Origin of the sequence: Blastococcus atacamensis, from assembly GCF_002938425.1 — a bacterium.
GTDB classification, from domain to species: domain Bacteria; phylum Actinomycetota; class Actinomycetes; order Mycobacteriales; family Geodermatophilaceae; genus Blastococcus; species Blastococcus atacamensis.
The window spans coordinates 1-20,005 of the sequence record NZ_POQU01000047.1; the positions used below are offsets into that span (position 1 = coordinate 1).

At 72.5% G+C, this 20,005-nt stretch carries 20 protein-coding genes; 7 read left to right on the forward strand and 13 right to left on the reverse strand.

The annotated features are described in order from the left end of the window. Positions 1-221: 221 nt before the first annotated feature. The 8 genes from C5508_RS12135 to C5508_RS12170 form a co-directional block, all read right to left on the reverse strand. Positions 222-1,085 carry a methylenetetrahydrofolate reductase gene (locus C5508_RS12135; protein WP_104525209.1) on the reverse strand — a complete coding sequence of 288 codons (864 nt, stop codon included), beginning with the start codon at positions 1,083-1,085 and terminating at the stop codon, positions 222-224. A 47-nt stretch (positions 1,086-1,132) separates the two neighbouring features. Continuing rightward, positions 1,133-1,981 carry a class III extradiol dioxygenase subunit beta gene (locus C5508_RS12140; RefSeq protein ID WP_104525210.1) on the reverse strand — a complete coding sequence of 283 codons (849 nt, stop codon included), beginning with the start codon at positions 1,979-1,981 and terminating at the stop codon, positions 1,133-1,135. After that, positions 1,974-2,384 (reverse strand): protocatechuate 4,5-dioxygenase subunit alpha, encoded by a 411-nt coding sequence (gene ligA, locus C5508_RS12145; RefSeq protein WP_232797087.1) that lies wholly within the window; start codon positions 2,382-2,384, stop codon positions 1,974-1,976. Before ligA ends, C5508_RS12140 begins: the two co-directional genes overlap by 8 nt. Continuing rightward, positions 2,381-2,662, reverse strand: a complete 282-nt coding sequence (locus C5508_RS12150; RefSeq protein ID WP_104525211.1) for a muconolactone Delta-isomerase family protein — start codon at positions 2,660-2,662, stop codon at positions 2,381-2,383. Before C5508_RS12150 ends, ligA begins: the two co-directional genes overlap by 4 nt. Position 2,663: 1 nt before the next feature. Next, complete coding sequence (locus C5508_RS12155; protein ID WP_104525212.1) at positions 2,664-3,380, reverse strand: alpha/beta fold hydrolase; 717 nt, start codon at positions 3,378-3,380, stop codon at positions 2,664-2,666. 185 nt (positions 3,381-3,565) lie between these two features. Next, entirely contained in the window at positions 3,566-4,927 is a 1,362-nt protein-coding gene (locus C5508_RS12160; RefSeq protein ID WP_104525213.1) for an aminomethyltransferase family protein, read from the reverse strand. 201 nt (positions 4,928-5,128) lie between these two features. After that, complete coding sequence (locus C5508_RS12165; protein WP_198598043.1) at positions 5,129-6,346, reverse strand: cytochrome P450; 1,218 nt, start codon at positions 6,344-6,346, stop codon at positions 5,129-5,131. Positions 6,347-6,389: 43 nt separating this feature from the next. Beyond that, the gene (locus tag C5508_RS12170) at positions 6,390-7,367 is read right to left on the reverse strand and encodes a PDR/VanB family oxidoreductase (RefSeq protein WP_104525214.1); all 978 of its coding nucleotides are present in this window, start codon (positions 7,365-7,367) and stop codon (positions 6,390-6,392) included. A gap of 76 nt (positions 7,368-7,443) precedes the next feature. Here C5508_RS12170 and C5508_RS12175 point away from each other — a divergent pair, with 76 nt between their 5' ends. Then, on the forward strand, positions 7,444-8,193 hold the full coding sequence (locus C5508_RS12175; RefSeq protein WP_104525215.1) for an IclR family transcriptional regulator: 750 nt from the start codon (positions 7,444-7,446) through the stop codon (positions 8,191-8,193). Positions 8,194-8,200: 7 nt separating this feature from the next. Here the strand turns inward: C5508_RS12175 and C5508_RS12180 are convergent, their stop codons facing one another. The 5 genes from C5508_RS12180 to ligM form a co-directional block, all read right to left on the reverse strand. Next, positions 8,201-9,091 (reverse strand): alpha/beta fold hydrolase, encoded by an 891-nt coding sequence (locus tag C5508_RS12180; protein ID WP_104525216.1) that lies wholly within the window; start codon positions 9,089-9,091, stop codon positions 8,201-8,203. Between the two features lie 33 nt (positions 9,092-9,124). Further along, positions 9,125-9,418, reverse strand: coding sequence for a 2Fe-2S iron-sulfur cluster-binding protein (locus C5508_RS20320; RefSeq protein WP_269801782.1), 294 nt, complete (start codon positions 9,416-9,418; stop codon positions 9,125-9,127). A gap of 158 nt (positions 9,419-9,576) precedes the next feature. Then, positions 9,577-10,239, reverse strand: a complete 663-nt coding sequence (locus C5508_RS12190) for a response regulator (protein ID WP_104525218.1) — start codon at positions 10,237-10,239, stop codon at positions 9,577-9,579. Next, complete coding sequence (locus tag C5508_RS12195) at positions 10,236-11,834, reverse strand: sensor histidine kinase (protein ID WP_104525233.1); 1,599 nt, start codon at positions 11,832-11,834, stop codon at positions 10,236-10,238. The genes C5508_RS12190 and C5508_RS12195 overlap by 4 nt, the downstream gene beginning before the upstream one ends. 217 nt (positions 11,835-12,051) lie before the next feature. Further along, positions 12,052-13,452 (reverse strand): vanillate/3-O-methylgallate O-demethylase, encoded by a 1,401-nt coding sequence (gene ligM / locus C5508_RS12200; protein WP_104525219.1) that lies wholly within the window; start codon positions 13,450-13,452, stop codon positions 12,052-12,054. Between the two features lie 378 nt (positions 13,453-13,830). On the opposite strand from ligM, the gene C5508_RS12205 reads away from it, so the two are divergent. The 6 genes from C5508_RS12205 to C5508_RS12230 all read left to right on the forward strand — a co-directional run bounded on the left by C5508_RS12205 (position 13,831) and on the right by C5508_RS12230 (position 19,975). Further along, positions 13,831-15,051, forward strand: a complete 1,221-nt coding sequence (locus C5508_RS12205; RefSeq protein WP_104525220.1) for an MFS transporter — start codon at positions 13,831-13,833, stop codon at positions 15,049-15,051. 228 nt (positions 15,052-15,279) lie between these two features. Continuing rightward, complete coding sequence (locus C5508_RS12210; protein ID WP_198598044.1) at positions 15,280-16,023, forward strand: ABC transporter ATP-binding protein; 744 nt, start codon at positions 15,280-15,282, stop codon at positions 16,021-16,023. Continuing rightward, positions 16,020-16,730: an ABC transporter ATP-binding protein gene (locus C5508_RS12215; RefSeq protein WP_104525222.1), complete on the forward strand. Its 711-nt coding sequence runs from the start codon at positions 16,020-16,022 to the stop codon at positions 16,728-16,730. Before C5508_RS12210 ends, C5508_RS12215 begins: the two co-directional genes overlap by 4 nt. Before the next feature lies 1 nt (position 16,731). Next, positions 16,732-17,613 carry a branched-chain amino acid ABC transporter permease gene (locus C5508_RS12220; RefSeq protein WP_104525223.1) on the forward strand — a complete coding sequence of 294 codons (882 nt, stop codon included), beginning with the start codon at positions 16,732-16,734 and terminating at the stop codon, positions 17,611-17,613. After that, the gene (locus C5508_RS12225) at positions 17,613-18,719 is read left to right on the forward strand and encodes a branched-chain amino acid ABC transporter permease (protein WP_104525234.1); all 1,107 of its coding nucleotides are present in this window, start codon (positions 17,613-17,615) and stop codon (positions 18,717-18,719) included. Before C5508_RS12220 ends, C5508_RS12225 begins: the two co-directional genes overlap by 1 nt. Next, positions 18,716-19,975: an ABC transporter substrate-binding protein gene (locus tag C5508_RS12230; protein ID WP_104525224.1), complete on the forward strand. Its 1,260-nt coding sequence runs from the start codon at positions 18,716-18,718 to the stop codon at positions 19,973-19,975. Before C5508_RS12225 ends, C5508_RS12230 begins: the two co-directional genes overlap by 4 nt. Positions 19,976-20,005 lie beyond the last annotated feature (30 nt).

A 20,005-nucleotide genomic window follows, 5' to 3' on the forward strand; every position in this document is an offset into this window, starting at 1 on the left:
GACCAGGACGGTGGCCAGGCCCGGTGCCCGCCCGCCCGCCGCGAGGAGCTGCTGCACGCCCCGGGCCACCTCGGCCCGCACCTCGCGCGCGACGGCGGTGCCGTCGATCGCCCGCGCCGTCATCGGATCGGTCCGCGGGTCGGGGGAGCGGCGGTCTCTGGTGCGGTCATGGCATCTCCGGTCGGCATCGGCCGTCGCGCGGCCGGGGGGAGGGAACGGTCTCAGGCGAGGCTGCGCAGGGTGCGCGTGCGCCACTCCTCGGTGGGCTCGAGGTCGTTGAACGTGAAGACGTGGAAGCCGGCGAGGTTGTTGTCGGCCTTGCCCAGGTGCGGCGCCAGGCCCTTGATGATCTTCGTGGGGTCGTAGCCGCCGGGCACGAAGAAGCGCCAGAGCAGGGTCTGCTGCTTCTTGAGGAACTTGGCCGACTCGCCGATCCCCAGTCCACCGGAGACCCGGAGGAGCTTCTGCCGGCTGACCGAGCCGGGGACGCCGACGTGCACCGGGAGGTCGATGCCGCGGGTCGCGAGCTCCCGGGCCCAGCGCAGGATCACCGCCGGGTCGAAGACGATCTGGGTCGTGATGTGGTGGGCGAGCTCGGCCTTGTCCTTGAGCGCCTGGAAGAGCACGTCGTCGGAGACCGACGGGTGGCCCTCGGGGTGGCCGCCGATGCCGATGTCGGTGAACCCGTGGTCGAGCTCGTGCAGCGCGACGAGGAGGGCGTGGGCGTCCTTGAACTCGGTGGGGACCTCGGTCGGGTCGCCGCCGATCACGAAGACGTCGGTGATCCCGGCCTCGCGGCACCGGGCGACGACGTCGGCCAGGTGTGCGCGGTCGCGCACCTGCTGCGCCGACAGGTGGGGCGCCACCCGGTAGCCGTGGCCGGCCAGCGCGACGGTCAGGTCGATGGTCGCGTCCTGGCCCTTCGCCGGCGACGCGGTCACGGTCAGCCGGACGTCGGTCGGTACGTGCTGGAGCACTTGCTCCTGGGTCTTCTTGAAGGGGATGACCTCGTACCCGAGGGTCTGGAACGTCTGTCGCAGCGAGGCGCGGGTGGTGGCGTCGCGGACGGTGAGAGCGCGGTTCACGGGGGCCTTCTCTCGTGCGGAGGGGGAGGGTCGCCTCGGTGCGGGACTCAGGCGGTCCGGTTGTCGAACAGGGCGATGCCGGCGGCGGTGTTGGACGCCGGCAGGAAGTAGTGCGAGTGCACCTTGGTGACCTGCTCGTGCATCGCGCCGCGCATGATCAACCACATGATCAGCTCGATGCCCTCGGAGCCGGCCTCGCGGATGAGCTCCTCGCGGCTGAGGCGGGCCAGCGCCTCGGGGTCGGTCTCGATCTTCTCGAGCCACATGTGGTCGAACTCGGGGTTGATGAAGCCGGCGCGGGAGCCCGCGAGCTGGTGGGACATGCCGCCGGTGCCCAGGATGCCGACGGTCACGTCGTCGCGGTAGGACCGGATCGCCCGGCCCAGCGCCTGCCCCAGGGCGAAGCAGCGCGCCGCCGTGGGCTGCGGGTACTGGATGACGTTGACCAGGATCGGCACCACCGGGCACGGCCAGGCGTCTCCCGGGTCGGGGGTCCACACCGACAGGGGCACGGTCAGCCCGTGGTCGACCTCCAGCTCCTGGAAGACGGTGAGGTCGAAGCCCTCGTCGACCAGGCTCTCCAGGAGGTGCAGCGACAGCTCCGGGTCACCGATCACGTCGGGCACCTGGCGGGGGCCGTAGCCCTCGTCGGCGACGGGGTAGGAGTCGGCCGTCCCGATCCCGAAGGTGGGCACGATGTCCAGGTCCAGGCCGTTGGCGTGGTCGTTGTAGACGACGATCGCCACGTCCGGCTCGTGCTCGGCCAGCCACTCCCGGGCGGGGGCGTAGCCGTCGAAGAGGTCCTTCCAGTTCGGGTCCTCGGTCTTGTTCCGGTCCATCGCCGCGCCGATCGAGGGCACGTGCGACGTCGCCAGACCCCACAGCACGTCAGCCATCCCGGCGACCTCCCGCTCGCAGCTCTGCCTGGAACTCCTCCTCGGTCATGCCGGTGAAGACACCACCGAGGTACTGCATCGAGCGGCCGTCCATCATGGCCAGCTTGTAGACGTAGAAGATGCTGCCGCCGAGGTCGATCATCGCCGTCCAGTCGCGGTCGAGGACCGCCTGCGTCTGCTCGGGCGCGAGCCCGAACTCCGTGCAGTAGCCGGCCTCGTCGGCGGCGAAGCGCTCGCGGTTCTCGGCCGAGCGGAAGCTCATCAGCATCTTGTTCAGGCGCAGACCCCGTCGGCTGGTCTGCCCGTCGAAGATCGGCGTGCCGGGCACGTTCAGCCGGCCGCCCGTCTCGTGCGTGCTCATCGAGGTCCCCTCGGTCGGGATCAGGGGAGGGGCGGCCGTCACGTCGTCCTCTCCTGCGGATGGGTGGCCAGGGCCTCGACGTGGACGTCCAGCCACGGAGCCATGGGCAGCGACATGAGCGCGTCGTGCAGCGCGGCCGGGTCCTCGGCCTCGTACAGGCCGACGGTGGCGTTGCGGCCCGGCACGCGCCAGAGCCGCTTCAGCACGCCCTCGGCGCGCAGCTCCATGGCGCGCGTGCGCTCACCGGCGCGCAGCTCCTCGCGGCGCTCGGCGGGGGTGTCGGCGGGCAGCCGGTTCTCGGACCGGACGAGGAACTCCATCTCAGGCACCCAACTCCTTCGCCAGCCGGTCCAGCAGCTCGGCGAGCTCCGGAGCGGCGGTGACCATGGCCTCGTGGCCGGTCTCCAGTTCGTGGACGGGCCAGCCGCGCTCGCGGGCCCGGTCGGCCTGGCCGGCGAAGACCCGCATCCAGCTCACGCACTCGATGAAGGCTGCCGGCACCCGGTCGACGGCACCGGTCAGCCGCAGCTCGTCGGTGTAGGTCTTCCACGGGTGAGGCGTCAGCTTGGGCAGCAGCCAGTCGACGTCGGCCTGGTCGGTCACGCCGAGCACCGACAGCTTCCGCACCGCGACCAGCCAGCCGAAGCCCTGCTCCGCGGCGGACTCGGCCCAGTGGTGCTCGACCGTCTCGGGCAGCAGGTCGCGGGCGGCCTCGCCGTCGGCCCCGACGAAGGCGTCGAGGTAGACGCGCCGGGCCACCGCCGCCGGACGGCGGTCGGCGACGGCGGTCACGATCTGGCCGGCGTAGCTGTGCCCCACCAGGACGACGTCGGTCAGGTCCAGGACGTCGAGAAGGCGGACGACGTCCTCGACGTGGGTGTCGAGCCCGACCAGCGGCGAGAGCAGGTGCGCCCGCTCGGACAGCCCGGTCAGGGTGGGGGCGTGGACGACGTGGCCGGCGTCGCGCAGCCGGGAGGCGACGCGGTCCCAGCACCACCCGCCGTGCCAGGCGCCGTGCACGAGGACGAAGGTGCTCATGCGGCTGCGTCCTCCTGGGGATCGGTCGCGTCGGACGTGGGGTGGCTCACGTCCACGCTACGGAGCGCGGCAAGGCGGTGGATCGGCGCGATGTCACCGCACCGGCCGCCGTTGCCGCGCGGGCGGCGTACGTCATCTGTCGTGGATGACGGACAGGTGTCCGCGCGGCCGGCAGAGCCGTCGGCTCAGCGGGCGCGGTAATTCTCGCGGGCGAAGTCCACGAAGGGGACCGGCGCCACGGTGGCGCGGACCTCCACCTGCCGGTGCTCCTCGACGGCCGGCTTGGCCGACACCGGCTGCTCGCCCCAGAGCACGGTCACCTCGGTGCCCGGCTCGGCCAGGTCGGCGTCGACGACGGCGAGGGAGACCATGGCGCGTTCGTTGGCCAGGTAGCCGCAGTCCAGCGAGATGCCCACCGTCCGGCCGTCCTTGACCACCTTGTCCTCGTGGTGGGTGGCGTAGCGGGCCTTGGGCAGCTCGACGTACTTGGCGCCGGGACCCGGCCGGAACAGGGAGCCGATCGCCGCGGTGACGTCGTCGGCGTTCCACACCAGGGTCACCTTGGTGCGCGCGGGCTCCTGCGCCATCCGCTCCAGCGCCTCCCGGCCGATGAACTCGTGGTCGAACTTCACCGTCTTGCCGTAGCCGACCTCGTAGGGGGTGAGGCAGTAGTCGCGGATGTCGGGGGAGTCCATGCTCCCGCCGATCGAGCCGACCTTCTCGATCGGCAGCCACTCGCGGTACTCCTGCATGAGCGGGTCGTCGGAGAACAGCGCGGTCAGCGGCGCGGGCACCCAGCCGGACTCCAGGTTGGCCGTGGAGTAGGCCTTGGCGCCGACCCGGACGAGGCCGTGGTCCGCACCGGCCTCGAGCAGCGCCGCGAGGACGGCGTCGGCGTCCTCCCAGGGGCCGAAGAGCTCGAAGCCCGGCTGACCGGCCATGCCGTGCCGCAGGCCCCGGACCCGCCGGCCCGCGATGCCGAACTCGGCCATGGTGAAGAACCGGACCTCGGGGAGCGGGGCACCGCTCACCTGCTCGAGCAGCGCCGCGGCGGTCGGCCCCTGGAGCTCGTACCGGTACAGCTTGGGCGGCCCGGCCTTCCGCACCGCTGAGTTGTCGTCGCGCTCGGCGGTCGCGTCGTAGTCGCCCCGCTCGAGGTGGAAGGTGACCCAGTCGATGACCATGGGGTGCCCGACGAGGTCGAACAGCTCGTCCTCGAGGTGGAAGAGGATGGCGTCGCCGATCAGGTGGCCCTCGGGGTTCACCGCGACGAACTGCTTGGCCTTGCCCACGTCGAATCCGGCGAAGCTGTTGACGCCGACGTCGGTGAGCAGCCGGAGGGCGTCGGGACCGGAGAGGAACAGGTCGGTCATGTGGTGGGACTGGTCCAGCAGCGCGCAGGCCTCGACCCAGGACCGCTGCTCGGAACGCCAGTTGGTGAACTCCGGCTGCACCGGGAAGGTGCTCGGCGGGAAGGCCAGGTTGCGCAGGAGCTCGACCGGGCTGCCGGCCCGGCCGAGGGCGGCGGCGAGGGATTCGGACGACACGGGGCTGACCTTCCGTCGGGCGTGGGCCGGGCGATGGCGCGCCCGGGTGCGCGGGGAGCGCGCTGGTGGAACGCGTCGGTCGTGATGGACAACGTAGGGAGCCCGCGGGGGCCAGGGATCCCCGCGGATGACGCATGCCCACGGCGCGAGGATGCGCCGGCACCGGGACATCCGACGTAGCGGGCGGCACCCCGCGCGACGTCAGTCGAGGGCCACCCGCACCGGGATGCTCTCCCACGCCCGCAGCGTGTTGTTGTGGTGCCGCACGGTCGGCCCGGCGATCTCGATCGTCGCGACCCGCCGGGCCAGCGCGGTCACGATCGACTCGGCCTCGAGCCGGGCGACGTGCTGGCCGACGCACTGGTGGATGCCCATGCCGAAGCCGACGTGCCCCGACGGGTCCCGCGACAGGTCGAACCGGTCGGGGTCGGCCCACCGGCGCGGGTCCCGGTTCGCCGCGGCCAGGAACATCAGGATCTTGCGGCCCTCGGGGATGACGACGTCGCCGACGCGCACGTCGGTGGTCGCCGTCCGGAAGAAGGTCTGGACCGGGGACTCCCAGCGGACCGCCTCGTCGAAGGCGGTGCGCGCCAGGGACGGCTCCGCGCGCAGCCGCTGCCACTGGTCCGGATGGGTGGCGAAGGCGTAGAGGAGCGCCGAGATGCCGTGCACGGTCGTGTCCACGCCGGCGGTCAGCAGCGAGCGGACGGCGAGCGGCGCCTGCTCGGGGGTGATGTCGCCGCGGTCGCTCGCGGCCCAGATGTCCGCGCCGAAGCCGGTGGGGGCCAGCACCTCCCGCCGGCACTGGGTGTTCACCCAGGCGGACAGCTCGGCGACCCTTGGTGTTCCCTTGGCCACCAGGTCGTTGGCCGGGCCGAAGGCGTTGAAGGCGTGGTCGCCGTAGGGGAGCAGGTGCTCGCGGCCCTCCTCCTGGATGCCGACGGCGTCGGGGAAGACCCGCAGCGGGAACGTGGCGGCGACGTCGCGCACCGCGTCGAAGGAGGTGCCGCGGGCGAGCACCTCGTCGACCAGCGCGTCGGCATCGGCCGCCCAGCCCTCCCGCAGCCGGCGAAGGGCCCGCGGCCCCAGCACCTTCTGCAGCACGCGGCGCGGGGCGTCGTGCCGCGGCGGATCCGCCTCGAGGACGATGCTCGGTGGCCGCCACGGCTCCTCGTAGCGGAAGTTCGACAGCCCCACACCCGCCGAGGACTGGAAGTCCTGCCAGTTCAGCAGCGCCTCGTGCACGTCGTCGTACCGCGCCAGGGCGAAGGTGTCGTACCTGCTGAGGTGCACGACGCTTCCGGCCTCGCGCAGCGCCTCGTGCATCGGGAGGGGGTCCTCCAGCACCTCGTGGCTGAACGGGTCGACGTCGCTCGTCGGAGCGCCGGCGCTGGTACCGGTGGGGACGGTGGCGGTCACGGGGAGCCTTTCGACGGGCCGTCGGAGGAGTGAGGTCGAGGAGTCAGAGGTCGAGGACGAGGCGCTCGTCGCGCGAGCGGGAGACGCAGACGTACATGCAGTCGTCGGCCTGCCGCTCGTCGTCGTCGAGGAGGGCGTCGCGGTGGTCGGGCCGGCCGGCCAGCACCGGGATCTCGCACGTTCCGCAGACGCCGCGGCGGCAGGAGGAGAGCACCTCGACGCCGACCCGGTTCAGCGCCTCCAGCACCGTCAGGTCCGGGGTCACGGTGACGGTCGTGCCCGTGCGGGCGAGCTCGACCTCGAACGGTGCGGTCCGCGCCGGGGCGGCGGCCTCGTCGGCGACGAACCGCTCGACCCGCAGGCTGGAGGGCGGCCAGTAGGCGCAGGTCCGCTCCATGGCGTCGAGCAGGGGCGCCGGGCCGCAGGAGTAGATGCGGATCCCTTCCCGCGGCTCGCCCACGAAGGCGGGGAGATCGAGCAGGCCGAACTCGTCCTGCGGGCGGACCTGGACGCGGTCACCGTAGGGAGCGAGCTCGTCGAGGAAGGCCATCGAGGCGCGGTGGCGCCCGCCGTAGAGCAGCCGCCAGTCGGCACCGAGGAGATCCGCCTGGCGCACCATCGGCAGGATCGGGGTGATCCCGATGCCGCCGGCCACGAACAGGTACTGCTCCGAGGGCACCAGCGGGAAGTTGTTGCGCGGCCCGCCCACGCCCACGAGGTCGCCCACCTGCAGCTGCTCGTGGACGAAGCTCGAACCGCCCCGGCTCTCCGGTTCCCGCAGGACCCCGACGCGGTAGGTCGTGGAGTCCCACCGGTCGCCGCACAGGGAGTACTGCCGGGTCAGGCCGTTGGGCAGCACCAGGTCGATGTGCGCTCCCGGCGTCCAGTCGCGCAGCCGGCTCCCCGAGGGCGAGGCCAGCTCGAGGGTCAGCACGCCGTCGGCCTGCACGTGCTTGCCCGTCACACGCAGGGTGGCGACGTCGGCAGCTCCGGTTCCGGTCACCGGAAAGGTCGCGGTCATGCGGAGACGGTGCGGCACCCGCTGTGACCTGGGAAACACCTTCTCAATGGTCGAGAGGACCTGGCACACTCCGCGGATGGCACGGACCGCGACGGGTGAGTCGTCGCTGGCGCGCGCCGTGCGGGTGCTGGACGCCTTCACCGCCGACGAGCCGGTGCTGCGGGTCTCCGAGATCGCCCGGCGAGCGGGGCTGCACGTCGCCACCGCTTCCCGCATAGTCGGCCAGCTCGCCGACCACGGGATGCTGGCGCGGGGCGAGGACGGCAGCGTGCGGGTGGGCATGCGCCTGTGGGAGCTGGCTTCCCGTGCCGCGCCCACGCGATCCCTGCGCGACGCCGCGCTGCCCTTCCTCGAGGACCTGCACGCCGTCGTGGGGCACCACGCGCAGCTGGCGATCCGGGACGGCGAGGAGGTGATCTTCCTCGAGCGGCTCTCCTCGCGCGACGCCGTCGTCAACTTCTCGCGCATCGCCGGCCGGCTGCCGTTGCACATCTCCTCATCGGGCGTCGTGCTGCTGGCCTACGGGCCGCGGGAGGTGCAGGAGCGGGCGCTGGCCCGGCCGCTGGAGGGACGGACGGCGGCCACCGTCACGTCCCCGGCGCGGCTGCGCACGCTGCTCGCGCAGGTGCGCTCGCAGGGCTACGCGCTGCTGCCCGGCCACGTTCACGAGGACGCGACCGGCATCGCGGTGCCGGTCCGGGACGGCCTCGGGAACGTGGTGGCCGCGCTGTCGGTGATCCTCCCGAACGACGACCGGGCCGCCTCGGCGGTGCCAGTCCTGCTGGCGGCCGCCCGGGGGGTCGGCCGGGCGCTGCGCGACCCCTGACGCGGGGTCAGGACAGCGCCGCCCGGATGGCCGAGGCGAACGCCTCCGGCGCCTCGAGCGGCAGGAAGTGGCCGGCGTCGGGAACCGGCGTCACCGTGACGTCGGTGAAGAACTCGCCGAGCCGGTCCCCCCACGCCGCCGGGAACAGCGGGTCGTGCGCCGGCCACAGGACGTGCGTGGGGGTGCGCAGGCGGTCCACAGGGTCCGGCGCCTGCTCGGCGAGGCCCCGCACGAGGATGCCCGGCCCGACCCGGTACCAGCCGATCGACGCGATGAAGGCTCCGGGCCGGGCGTAGGAGTCGGCGAGCCGGTCCAGGTCGGCCGGGTCCGGGGTGAACGACGGCCCGGACCAGTGCGACCAGAAGTGCTCGAGATAGCCGCGGACGGCGTCGCGGTCCCCGTCCAGCAGGTGTTCGGGCAGCCCGCTCCGGTGGAGGTTCTGGTACCAGAACTCGCCCACGACGTCCGGGTCGAGCAGGCGCCGGCCCGCGCCGGGAAGCGGCGGCGCCACGACGAGGGCCCGCACCCGGTCGGGGAACAGCCGGGCGACCGTCTGGGCGATGCGGCTGCCGATGTCGTACCCGGCCAGCACGACCGGTTCCAGGCCCAGCTCGTCGACGAGCCCGACCACGCTGCGGGCCTGCGCATCGGCGGTGTAGCCGTCCTCCGGCCGGACCTCGTGCCGGTCCGACTCCCCGAAGCCCCGCAGGTCGGGGACGACGACGTCGGCGTCGCCGGCGAGCAGCGGGACGAGCAGCCGGAAGTCGGTGCGGTCGCCGGGCCAGCCGTGCAGCAGCACCACCGGCGGACCTCCGCCGGAGCGCCCGTAGGCCAGGCCGAACCCGTCCACCGGCCGGCTGCGGAGCGGGCTCCCGGCCCCGGACGTGCTGCTGCTCATGACCGCTGTTCCCTCGTCGTCATCACCGGCGGCTCACAGGTCCAGGACCAGTCGCGTCGTGGCCCGGGAGACGCAGATCAGCATGGTCTCGCCGCGGGCCCGTTCCTCGGCGCTCAGCAGCGCGTCCCGGTGGTCGGGCCGGCCCTCGAGCACCCAGGTCTCGCACGCTCCGCAGAGCCCGTCCGCGCACGGGGCGGTCACCTCGAGCCCGGCCCGGCGGGCCGCCTCCAGGATCGACGTGCCCGGCGGGACCGACAGGGACGTGCCCGCGGCCTCGCAGACCACCTGCAGGCAGGCCGTGTCCTCGACGGGGTCGGGAGCTGTCACGTCGTCCTCCCTCCGCGGGCGGAGGGCCGGGCCAGGGCAGTGGGAGGCCCTCCGCGGCGGAACGCTACGAGGACCGCGGGCGGGCCGGATCGCGCTCTTGACCGCACGCCGGGACGTCAGGTGTCCACCCTGCGCCGCGACATCTGACGCGGACGGCGTCACGAGGGCTGGACGAGCCCCTCCTTGACGGCGAGCAGCGCCGCCTGGGTGCGCGAGGTGAGCCCCATCTTCGTGAGCAGGTGGCTGACGTGGGTCCGTGCGGTCCGCTCGCTGATGACCAGGTGCCGGGCGATGTCCTTGTTCGACCGCCCTTCGGCGATCAGCACGAGCACCTCCTTCTCCCTGGCCGTGAGCACGCCGAGGCCGGTCCGGGGAGCCCGGATCTCCTGGGTGAGCCTGCGGGTGACCGCGGCGTCGAGGAAGACCTCGTCGCGCACCGCGGCACGCAGGGCGGCGTGCACCTCGGCCGGACCGGCGTCCTTGAGCAGGTAGCCCGACGCGCCCCGCTCGAGGGCGGCGTGCACCCGCTCCACCTCGCCGAAGCTGGTCAGGATGATCACCCGCACGTCGGGGAACCGGCGCACGATCTCCTGGGTGGCCGTCACGCCGTCCATGCCGGGCATCTGCAGGTCCATGAGGACGACGGCGGGCAGCTCGCCGAGCGAGGCGGCCCGGCTCAGGAAGTCCAGGGCGCCCTGGCCGTTGCCCGCCTCGCCGGCCACGTCGACGTCCTCGAGCGCCTCCAGGTAGGCGACCACCCCGCGGCGCACCACCGCGTGGTCGTCGACGACCAGCACCCGGATGGGCTGCGGACCGGTCATGCGGAGGGCTCCTCGTCGTTCGGGTCGGTCGTGGGCAGGGAAGGCAGCAGCGGCAGGGTCAGGTGCACCCGCGTGCCGCCGGGGGACAGGCCCCGGACGCGGACGACGCCGCCCCAGCGGGCCGCGCGCTCCCGCATGGCAGTCATGCCGAAGCCGCCGGCCGGCGAGCTCTCCCCTGGCGGGGCCGACCGCTCCTCGAACCCGCAGCCGTCGTCGGTGACCTCGGCGACCAGCCGGCGGCGGCTGCCGTGGGAGACCACCGCCACCCGGACGCGCATCGTGGCCGCGGACGCGTGCTTCACGCTGTTGTGCACCGCCTCGGCGATGATCCGGTAGACGTCCTCGAGCAGATCGGCGTCGAGGCCGGCCAGCTCCCCGGCCGGGTCGTCCACGTCGAGGGTGGCATCGAGGCCGGTCCGCGCGCCGGTCGTGTCGATCAGGCTGCGCAGGGCCGAGACGAGCCCGCGCGCGGGGCCGGTCGCCGGGCGGAGCTCGACCACCATGCCGCGCAGGTCGGCGAGGACGTCCTCGGCGCTCGCGCTCAGGTCGTCGGCCACCTGGGCGACCTTCTCCGGCGCCGGTGGCAGCCCGCGCTCGACGAGCACCCCGAGCGACCGCGCCTGCATCATCATCGAGAAGACCTGCTGGACGACCGAGTCGTGCAGGTCGCGCGCCAGCCGCTGCCGCTCCTCGCGGCTGGCGATGTCCCGCTCCCGCTCGAGCAGCGCGGCGTGGTCCACGGCCATCGCGGCCTGCTCGGCCATGGCGAGCAGGAACTCCAGCTCCGCGTCGCCCACGGTCTGTCCCGGTGCGAAGAAGGCGTTGAGGATGCCGACGGGTTCCCCGCGGGCGAGCAGCGGGACGCTGGCGAACCAGTCCCAGCGCGGCCGGCCCATCAGCTCGTGCAGCGGCTCCCACGCAGGGTCCTGCATCACCGCCTCGTACCGGTCGGCCACCACGAGGGGCTCGCGGCTCTCCAGCGCTTCGAGCATGACCAGCCGGGCGCCGCGCGCCCGGCACTGCATGAGCTTGTCGAAGAAGTCAGGGGCCCGCACGAACCCGCTGGCGCCCATCACGTGCAGCCGGTGGCCGCCCGAGTCCACGGTGAGTACCTGGACGGCGGCGAGGGAGTCGGTCTGCGCCACCTCGCGGGCCAGGGCCTCGAGGGTGCCGACGAGGGAGCGCTTGCTGGCCACGCGGGACGCAGCCTTGGCGATCGCGGCCAGGCGCCGCTGCTGTCTCCGGCTGACGGTCACGTCGCGGAAGGACACGACCCACTGCTCCCGGCCGGGCACCTGGCTGACCAGGTAGGAGAACTCCCGCCGTCCGCCCGGGCGTCCGGCGAGCCACTCGACGGTGGCCTCGGCGGTGCTGCCGGGCGACGGCGCCGAACCGGGCGCAGGGAACGGCGAAGGCACTCCGGCGACGTCGCCGGCCGGGAGACCGCACAGCGCGCGGGCAGCGGGATTGGCCTCCACGAAGCGGGCCGCGGCGTCGATGACCGCCAGGCCCTCCTGCACGTGCTGGAAGACGTCGGCCGCAGAGGCGTCGCTCCCGGGGGCCGGCTGCGCGGACGACCGCACGTCCAGGTGCATCCCCGCCTCCTCTCCACCGCCGATCACACCGGTGACCGGCGCCGTCATTGTGACCCACGCATCGGGGGCGCCGGCCGGGCCGGGCGGCCGCGTCCCCCGGACGGGCCGGGGGACGCGCGGTCCGCGACGGCGGCCCGCCACCACCCGGGGCGGAACGAGGACCGGGCCCCGACCGCAGGACGTCCTGCGGTCGGGGCCCGGCCCGGTGCCCGGTGGATCAGGCCTTGCCGACGGTCCGCCAGCCGCCCTGGTAGGTCTCCCGCGCCATCTTGGCGTAGGGGACCGGGCTGACGATGGCGCGGACCTCGAACTGCTCGTGCGACTCGACGGTGGTCTTCTTGCTGCCGCCGTCGGGCTCGCCCCACACCACGCGGACCTCGGCGCCGTGCGGCACGTCGGGGCTGACGGTGGCCAGGGACAGGCCCTTCTGCTCGTTGGCCGAGATGCCGGTGAACATCGAGACACCGAGGTCGGTGCCGTCGGCGTCGATGACGCGGTCGAAGTTCGACGAGCCGTAGTTGGCGTTGGGCAGGTCGAAGAACTGGTACCTGGCGCCCTCGACGGGGGAGGAGAGGAGCTTGGCGAGGTCGTCGGAGTTCCACTCCAGGGTGACCTTGCGGCGCTGGGCCTCGGGGTCGAGGGCCTGCAGCGCCTCCTTGCCGATGAAGTCGTGGTCGAACTTCACGAAGGAGCCGTACCCGAGCTCCCAGGGGTTGGTGTAGTAGTCCTCGATGTCGTTCGAGACGAAGCTGCCGGCAATGGCGTTGGTGGCCTCGTAGCTGTCGGCGCCGAGCCACTCGCGGTAGGGGCGCAGCTCCTCGCCGGTGTAGATGGCCGGCAGCGGGGAGGGGATCCAGCCCGACTCGAGAGTGTTGGTCGAGTAGGCGCGCGAGCCGACGGGCTCCATGCCGAACTCGCGGCCGGCCTCGAGGATGGCCTCGCGGATGCGGTCGTAGCTCTCGTACGGGCCCCAGATCTCCAGGCCCGGCGCGCCGGCCATGCCGTGGCGCAGGGTGCGCACGGTCTCGCCGGCGATCGTCATCTCGCCCATGCGGAAGAACTTGAGCTGCTCGACCGTGCCGCCGTTGAGCTTCTCGATGATCGGCCAGGCGTTGGGGCCCTGGATCTGGAAGCGCCACAGGTCGCGGGTGACGGCCTTGCCGTAGGGCCGCGAGGGGGAGCGGGGGTCGTTGCGGATCTCGACGTCGTAGCCGCCGGTCTCGCCCTGGAACTGCAGCCAGCTGGCGCCGGGGGCGCGGCCGACGTAGACGTACTCGTCCTCGTCGAGGTGGAAGAGGATGCCGTCACCGATCACGTGGCCGGCCGGGGTCACCGGGACGAACTGCTTGGCCATGTTCACCGGGAAGTTGGCCACGCTGTTGATACCGGTGTCGGAGATCAGCTTGAGGGCGTCCGGGCCCTTCATGAACAGGTTGAACATGTGGTGCGACTGGTCGAACAGCACGGCGGTCTGCTGCCACGCCTTCTGCTCGCGCCGCCAGTTGGTGAACTCCGAGGGGACCACCGGGTAGATGTAGGTGCCGAGCTGGGAGTTGCGGAGCAGCCCGACGGTGTCGCCGGTCTGGTCGAGCAGTTCCTGCAGGTTCTTCGCGCTCATGTCCGTCCATTCGTCGGGTGTCGCATCAGCGGACCGGCGGAGCCGGCCCATGGCCTGGTGGCCGGGGGTCGGCTCGCGGGGCGGTCCGCCCGGGGGCGTCCGTTCCGGAGTCGGTGAGACCTCGTCACGGCCGGAATCCGCCGTTCCGCCGGCCGACGGGCGGGGATCCCCGGTCGCCTTGCAGCGTAGAGCGACGGGTGTGGTCGGGCACACAGCCATCCGTCACCCTCCACCGACCGATACGGCCGTCCGGGGTGCGTCGGATGACCGGCGTCGCGGGTCATTTGACGTATTCCTCGGCCGATCTCGGGTCGAGGGCGGGACTCCGGGCCGCGGATCGGCCACAGTGGCCCGCACATCGACCAGAGGGGGCAGGTGATGGCGCGACGGCCGGTCGGCACTGACACCCGGCACCCGACCGGCACCGGTGCCGGCCCGACGTCGTGGGCCGCCGTGGCCGGGCTCATGGGTGCCGGCGTGGTCGCCGCCGCCCAGATCGGTGGAGCCTCCGCGGCGCTGCCGGTGCTCCAGGACGAGTTCGCGCTCAGCTCGGCGGCCGCGGCCTGGTACCTCTCCACGGTCAGCGCCCTGGGCGCTGCCGGTGGCGCCCTGCTCGGCTGGCTGGGCCAGACGCTCGGCTTCGCGCGCCAGGTTCGGCTCGGCCTCCTCGCCATCGTCGTCGCCGACCTGGGCGGCGCGGCGGTCGACTCCCTGGCGGGCCTGCTCGTCGCCCGGGTGGGGGAGGGCCTCGGGCTGGTCATGGTGATCCTCGCGGCACCGCCGCTGCTCTCGGAGGTGGCCCCACCGGCGCACCGGCGGCTCGTGGCCGGCGCCTGGGGCGCCTATCTGCCGGTCGGCTCGGGCCTCGCCGCGCTGCTGGTGCCCCCGGCGATCGGGTGGGTCGGCTGGCGCGGGGCCTCGGTCGCCGACGCCGTCGTCGCCGCGCTGGTGCTCGCGGTCGTCCTGCGGTGGGGGCCGCCGACGGCGGCGCGGGGGCGCGCGTCGACCAGGGGCCTGCTGGCGGCCTTCCGCTCGCCGTCGGTGCTGATCATCGCCGCGGCGTTCGGGCTCTACTCGGCCCAGTACCTGGCCGTCGTGGGCCTCCTCCCGGCCGCCCTGGTCTCCGACGACGGGCTGTCGGTCGCCCGCGCAGGGCTGGTGGGCGCCGTCGTCTTCCTGGCCAGCGCGCCCGGGAACTTCCTGGGCGCCTACCTGCTGCACCGGGGAGCGCCGCTGCGGTGGGTGATCCCCGCGGGCTGCGCCGGCATGGCGCTCACCGTGTGGGGCGTGCTCGACCCGGCGGCGCCCCTGGCGCTGCGCGTCGTCTCGGCGATCGCCTTCTCGTTCATCGCCGGGCTGGTGCCGTCCTCCCTGTTCGCCGCCCTGGCCGGCGTGTCGGCGGGAACCGCTTCGGCGGGGGCGGCGATCGGTCTGCTGACCCAGGGGTCCGCGGCCGGCCAGCTGCTCGGGCCACCGCTGGTGGTCGCGGTCGGGGCGGGCCTGGGTGCCGGGACGGCGCAGTCGGCCGTGCTCGTGTGCCTCGCCGGGCTGATCGCGATCGGCGCGGTGCTGCTGCCGCGCGGCGAACGGATGGCGTGAGGACGCCCAGGAGGGGTCCGGCGGCGGACCGCCGCCGGGTCGGGAAGAGGGGGATGCGGATGGGTCGGAAGGTGTCGTCGATGACGGGTCTGCAACTTTCCCGCCAATATCGTTGTCAATCTCACAAGGGATCCGTAGGTTCCGTCGGCGGGCTGCGGCCCGGGACACCGACCATCGCGGCAACGGCGGGAGAGACGGTCAATGGCGGCTGAGCTGACGCTGCAGGACGTGAGCCTGCAGTTTGGCGGCATCAAGGTGCTGCAGGAGGTGAGCTTCACCGTCGAGCCGGGCCAGATCTTCGGCCTCGTCGGGCCCAACGGCGCCGGCAAGACCTCGCTGTTCAACTGCATCAGCGGGCACTACAAGCCGACCGCGGGCAGCGTCCGGATCGACGGCACCGAGGTGCAGGGCTCCCGTCCGGCGACCCTGGCCGGGCACGGCCTGGCGCGGACCTTCCAGCACCCCGCGCTCCAGCTCGGGGAGACCGTGCTCGAGAACGTGCTGCTCGGCGCGCACACCCGCCTCCCCGGCGGAGCGCTGGAGTGGGCGGTGCGCTCGCCGCGCACCCGGCGCGCGGAGAAGGAGCTGCGCGCCGAGGCGCTCGATCTCCTGGAGCGCAACGGGCTGGGCTGGGCCGCCCACGTGCCGGCCGACGAGCTGTCGCACGGGCTCCACAAGGGCGTCGAGCTGTGCCGGGCGCTGCTCATGAAGCCGCGGCTGCTGCTCCTCGACGAACCGGCCGCGGGCCTGCCGCACGAAGAGGTGGAGCAGTTGATCGCGACCGTCCGGCGCCTGCGCAGCGAGGACGACATCACCGTGGTCATCGTCGAGCACCACATGGGCCTCATCGCTGCTCTGACCGACCGGGTCGTCGTGCTCGACCACGGCGCCAAGCTCATGGAGGGGACGGCTGCCGAGGCGCAGTCCGACCCCCGCGTGATCGAGGCGTACATCGGGAAGGACGCCGCATGACGCTGCTCGAGCTCGAGGGCGTCACCGCGTCCTACGGCCCCGTCCAGGTCCTGGACGGCGTCTCGTTGAGCGTTCCGGACAACGGCGCGGTCGGCATCCTCGGTGCCAACGGCGCCGGCAAGACCACCACCCTCCGCGCGATCAGCGGCACCGTGAAGACCGGCGGCCGCATCACCTTCGACGGCAAGGACATCCGCGGCCTGCGGCCCGACCAGGTCGCCGCCCTCGGCATCGCCCACGTGCCGGAGGGTCGCGGCACCCTCGGCGACCTCACCGTCCGGGAGAACCTGCGGGTCGGCGCGTACCTGCGCAAGGACAGCAAGGCGATCGAGCAGGACATCGACTACTGCCTGGACCTGTTCCCGAACCTGCAGGAGCGGATCAGGTCCAACGCCTCGGCGCTGTCCGGCGGCGAGCAGCAGATGCTCGCCGTGGGCCGGGCCATCATGTCCAAGCCGCGACTGCTGCTGCTCGACGAGGCCTCGCTGGGCCTCGCGCCGAGCACCGCCAAGAACGTCTACGACGCGATCCGGCGGCTGCGGGTCGAGTCCGGCATCGCCATGGTCGTGGTCGAGCAGAACGCCAACCTCGCCTTCACCCTCGTCGACAGCGCCACCGTGCTGGAGGTCGGACGGAACGTGCTCACCGGCACCTCCGCCGAGCTCAAGGGCATGGACGAGATCCGTCGCGCCTACCTGGGAGGTTGACATGGGCACATTCGTCCAACTCGTCGTCGACGGCTTGTCGACCGGCTCGATCTACGCCGCGATCGCGCTCGCGATCGTGCTCGTCAACCAGGCGACCGGTCTGATCAACTTCGCCCAGGGCGGCATGGCCGTGCTCGCGGTGTACGTCGCGTGGGTGCTGACGAACGAGGGCGTACCGCTGATCCTCGCGATCCTCGCGTCGATCGTCTTCTCGATCGTCTTCGGCGCGGTCGTCGAGCGGTTCCTGATGCGGCGGTTCGAGCGCGGCGACCCCGACACCGCGGTGGTCGTCACCATCGGCCTGCTGACGCTGATCACCGGCGTCGCCGGCTGGCTCTGGTCGTACAACAACCAGCAGTTCCCGTCGCTCTTCCCGCTCGACACCGTGCAGTTCCTCGGCGTCTCGGTCAGCATCCGCTCGATCGGGAACACGGTCGTGATCATCGTGGTGATGGGCCTGCTGCAGGCGCTCTTCGTCGGCACGAAGCTCGGCCTGGCGCTGCGGGCGGTGGCGATCAACCCCGAGTCGGCGGCCTTCTCCGGGCTCCCGGTCGGGCGACTGCTCATGGTCGGCTGGGGCCTGGCCGCGGCCCTCGGAGCGGTCGCCGGCGCCCTGGTCGCACCCCAGCTCACGCTGACCCCCGGAATGCTCGACAACGCCCTGGTGTACGCGCTGGCCGCCGTCATCCTCGGCGGTCTCACCAGTCCGGTCGGGGTGGTCGTGGCGGCCTGGATCATCGGCATCCTGGAGAACCTCGCCGCGGTGTACGTCCCGTTCATCGGCTTCGACCTCAAGGTCGCCGTGCCGTTCATCCTCCTGTTCGTGGTGCTCGTCGTCCGACCTCAGGGCCTGTTCGGCCGGAAATCCGTGGTGCGCGTGTGATGGCCTCCGCTTCCTCCGTCTCCTCCGCTCCGGCGTCGTCGGCTCCCTCGGCGCCCCCGTTCCGGCAGCGCCCCTGGGTCCGCTGGGCCCTGCCGCTGCTGCTGCTCGTCGTGCTCGTCGTGGCGCCCCTGGTGCTGTCGGAGGGTGTCAACGAGACCCTCGCGCGCATCGGCGTCTTCGCCGTCGCCGTGCTCGGGCTCAACGTGGTGATGGGCTACACCGGGCAGGTCTCCCTCGGCCAGATCTTCTTCCTCGGGGTCGGTGCCTACGTCACCGCCTACGGCGTCCAGAACGACTGGAACATCGTCGGAGTCTTCGCCCTGGCCTGCCTGATCCCCGCGGTCGCGGGCCTGCTCGTGGCGCTGGCCGCCGCGCGCCTGGGCGGGCTGGCGATCGCGATGGTCACGATCGCGCTGCCCATCGTGGGCGTCCCGCTGGCGAAGCGGCTGAGCGAGTTCACCGGCGGTTCGCAGGGTCTGTCGGCGCGCTTCGCCGAAACCCCGGAGTGGACCGGTCTCTACGACGACCAGTGGCAGCTGTACGTCGTGCTGGTCATCGGCGGCCTCGTGTTCGTGCTGACCCGGGCGCTCGTCCGTGGCAAGTACGGCCGGGCGTTCGCGATCGTCAGGGGCAACGAGAACGTGGCGTCGTCCATGGGCATCTCGCCGTACCGGTACAAGGTGCTGGCGTTCACGATCGCCTCGCTCATCGGCGGCGTGAGCGGCTTCCTGTACATGCTCGTCATCCAGTACACCTCGCCGGAGACCATGAGCTTCGGGCACTCGATCGAGCTGCTCGCCGCGATGGTGATCGGGGGCGCCGGCAGCATCGTCGGCTCGCTCCTCGGTGGCGCGTACTACGTGCTCATCCCGGAGCTGACGAACCAGGTCGACCCCAACCTCACGTCCCTGCTCCAGGGCGCGATCCTGCTCGTCGTGCTGTTCCTGCTCCCCGGGGGGCTCGCGTCGCTTCCCCGGGCGCTGACCCGCGGACGGCGGCGCACCCGTGTCGGGCGCGGCCCCGCCGCGACACCTTCCACTCCGTCGTCGACCACCGGGTCGGCCACCGCGGAGCCGGCTCCAACAGAGAGGCAAGGTCACGCATGAACAAGCAGTTCCGATCGCGTACCGCGCGCGGGATCGCCGTCGCGTCGGCGCTCGCGCTGACGCTCACGGCCTGCGGCCGCGGTGACGAGGGCGGCGGCGGCGGCTCCCGCGGCGGCTCGGCGAGCCCTGGCATCACCGACGACTCGGTCACGCTGGGCATCACCACGCCGCTCAGCGGCGCCACGGCGGGGCCGGGCACCTGCACCGTCGCGGGCGTCAAGGCGTACTTCGGCGCGAAGAACGCCGAGGGCGGCGTCGAGTTCGGCGACGGGAAGACCCGCACGGTCGAGATCGAGGCACTGGACGACGCCTACGACCCGCAGCAGGCGAAGGCCAACTACGACCAGCTCAAGGACGACGTCTTCGCGATGACGGCCGGCCTGGGCACGCCGACGAACCGCGCCTGGCGCGAGGCAGCGATCGCCGACGAGGTGCCGCAGGTGCTCGTCATGACCGGCGACCCGCTGTTCAGCGACCCCGAGGAGAGCCCTTGGCAGCTCGGCTTCGTGCCGATCTACCAGAACGAGGGCGAGGCGATGGGCGAGCTGCTCGCGTCCTCGACCGGGGAGCACAAGGTCGCCATCCTGTCGCAGAACGACGACTTCGGTGAGGGCTACGTCGAGGGCTTCAAGTCGGCCATCGAGGGCTCGGACAACATCGAGATCGTCAACGAGCTCACCTACGAGGCGACCGACACGTCGGTCGACGCGCAGATCACCGAGCTCGCCAGCAGCGGAGCCGACGTCTTCTTCAACGCGATGTCGGTGACCCCGCTGATGATCTCCGCGCTGCAGAAGGCGCAGCAGGTCAACTGGACGCCGAGCTGGTTCCTGCCGTCGAACACCTCGAGCCCCGGGGCGATCCTCGAGCCCGGCGGCGCCGCGGCGTACCCCGGCATCTACTCCGTCGCGTTCTCCAAGACGCCGGCTGCTCCCGCCTTCGCCGACAACGAGGACGTGCAGACGTACCTGGCGGCGCTCAAGGAGCACGGTGACTACCCGGACCCGCCGGCGTTCCCGCACTGCCAGTGGAGCTGGATGGTCGGTGCCACGCTGGAGCAGGCGTTCGCGGAGATGACCGAGCCGACCCGGGAGAACTTCATGGAGGCGCTGCGCTCGATCGAGGGCTTCGAGGCGCCGCTCATGCTGCCCGACACCTCGGTGAGCACCGGCGAGGACGGCCAGCCGGCCGTGTCGACCGTGGTTGTGCAGAAGTACAACGGCAAGGGCTACGACACCGTCGAGACCTTCGAGTGACGTCGGCCTGATGCGACAGGGGCGGCTCGT

Bases quoted from the DNA above. Each gene is read 5' to 3' on its own strand.
- ligM (WP_104525219.1), bottom strand. From the start codon at position 13,452: ATGAGCGCGAAGAACCTGCAGGAACTGCTCGACCAGACCGGCGACACC.
- C5508_RS12150 (WP_104525211.1), bottom strand. From the start codon at position 2,662: ATGGAGTTCCTCGTCCGGTCCGAGAACCGGCTGCCCGCCGACACCCCC.
- C5508_RS12205 (WP_104525220.1), top strand. From the start codon at position 13,831: ATGGCGCGACGGCCGGTCGGCACTGACACCCGGCACCCGACCGGCACC.
- C5508_RS12140 (WP_104525210.1), bottom strand. From the start codon at position 1,981: ATGGCTGACGTGCTGTGGGGTCTGGCGACGTCGCACGTGCCCTCGATC.
- C5508_RS12175 (WP_104525215.1), top strand. From the start codon at position 7,444: ATGGCACGGACCGCGACGGGTGAGTCGTCGCTGGCGCGCGCCGTGCGG.
- C5508_RS12155 (WP_104525212.1), bottom strand. From the start codon at position 3,380: ATGAGCACCTTCGTCCTCGTGCACGGCGCCTGGCACGGCGGGTGGTGC.
- C5508_RS12225 (WP_104525234.1), top strand. From the start codon at position 17,613: ATGGCCTCCGCTTCCTCCGTCTCCTCCGCTCCGGCGTCGTCGGCTCCC.
- C5508_RS12180 (WP_104525216.1), bottom strand. From the start codon at position 9,091: ATGAGCAGCAGCACGTCCGGGGCCGGGAGCCCGCTCCGCAGCCGGCCG.
- C5508_RS12170 (WP_104525214.1), bottom strand. From the start codon at position 7,367: ATGACCGCGACCTTTCCGGTGACCGGAACCGGAGCTGCCGACGTCGCC.
- C5508_RS12195 (WP_104525233.1), bottom strand. From the start codon at position 11,834: ATGCACCTGGACGTGCGGTCGTCCGCGCAGCCGGCCCCCGGGAGCGAC.
- C5508_RS12220 (WP_104525223.1), top strand. From the start codon at position 16,732: ATGGGCACATTCGTCCAACTCGTCGTCGACGGCTTGTCGACCGGCTCG.
- C5508_RS12215 (WP_104525222.1), top strand. From the start codon at position 16,020: ATGACGCTGCTCGAGCTCGAGGGCGTCACCGCGTCCTACGGCCCCGTC.
- C5508_RS12230 (WP_104525224.1), top strand. From the start codon at position 18,716: ATGAACAAGCAGTTCCGATCGCGTACCGCGCGCGGGATCGCCGTCGCG.
- C5508_RS12190 (WP_104525218.1), bottom strand. From the start codon at position 10,239: ATGACCGGTCCGCAGCCCATCCGGGTGCTGGTCGTCGACGACCACGCG.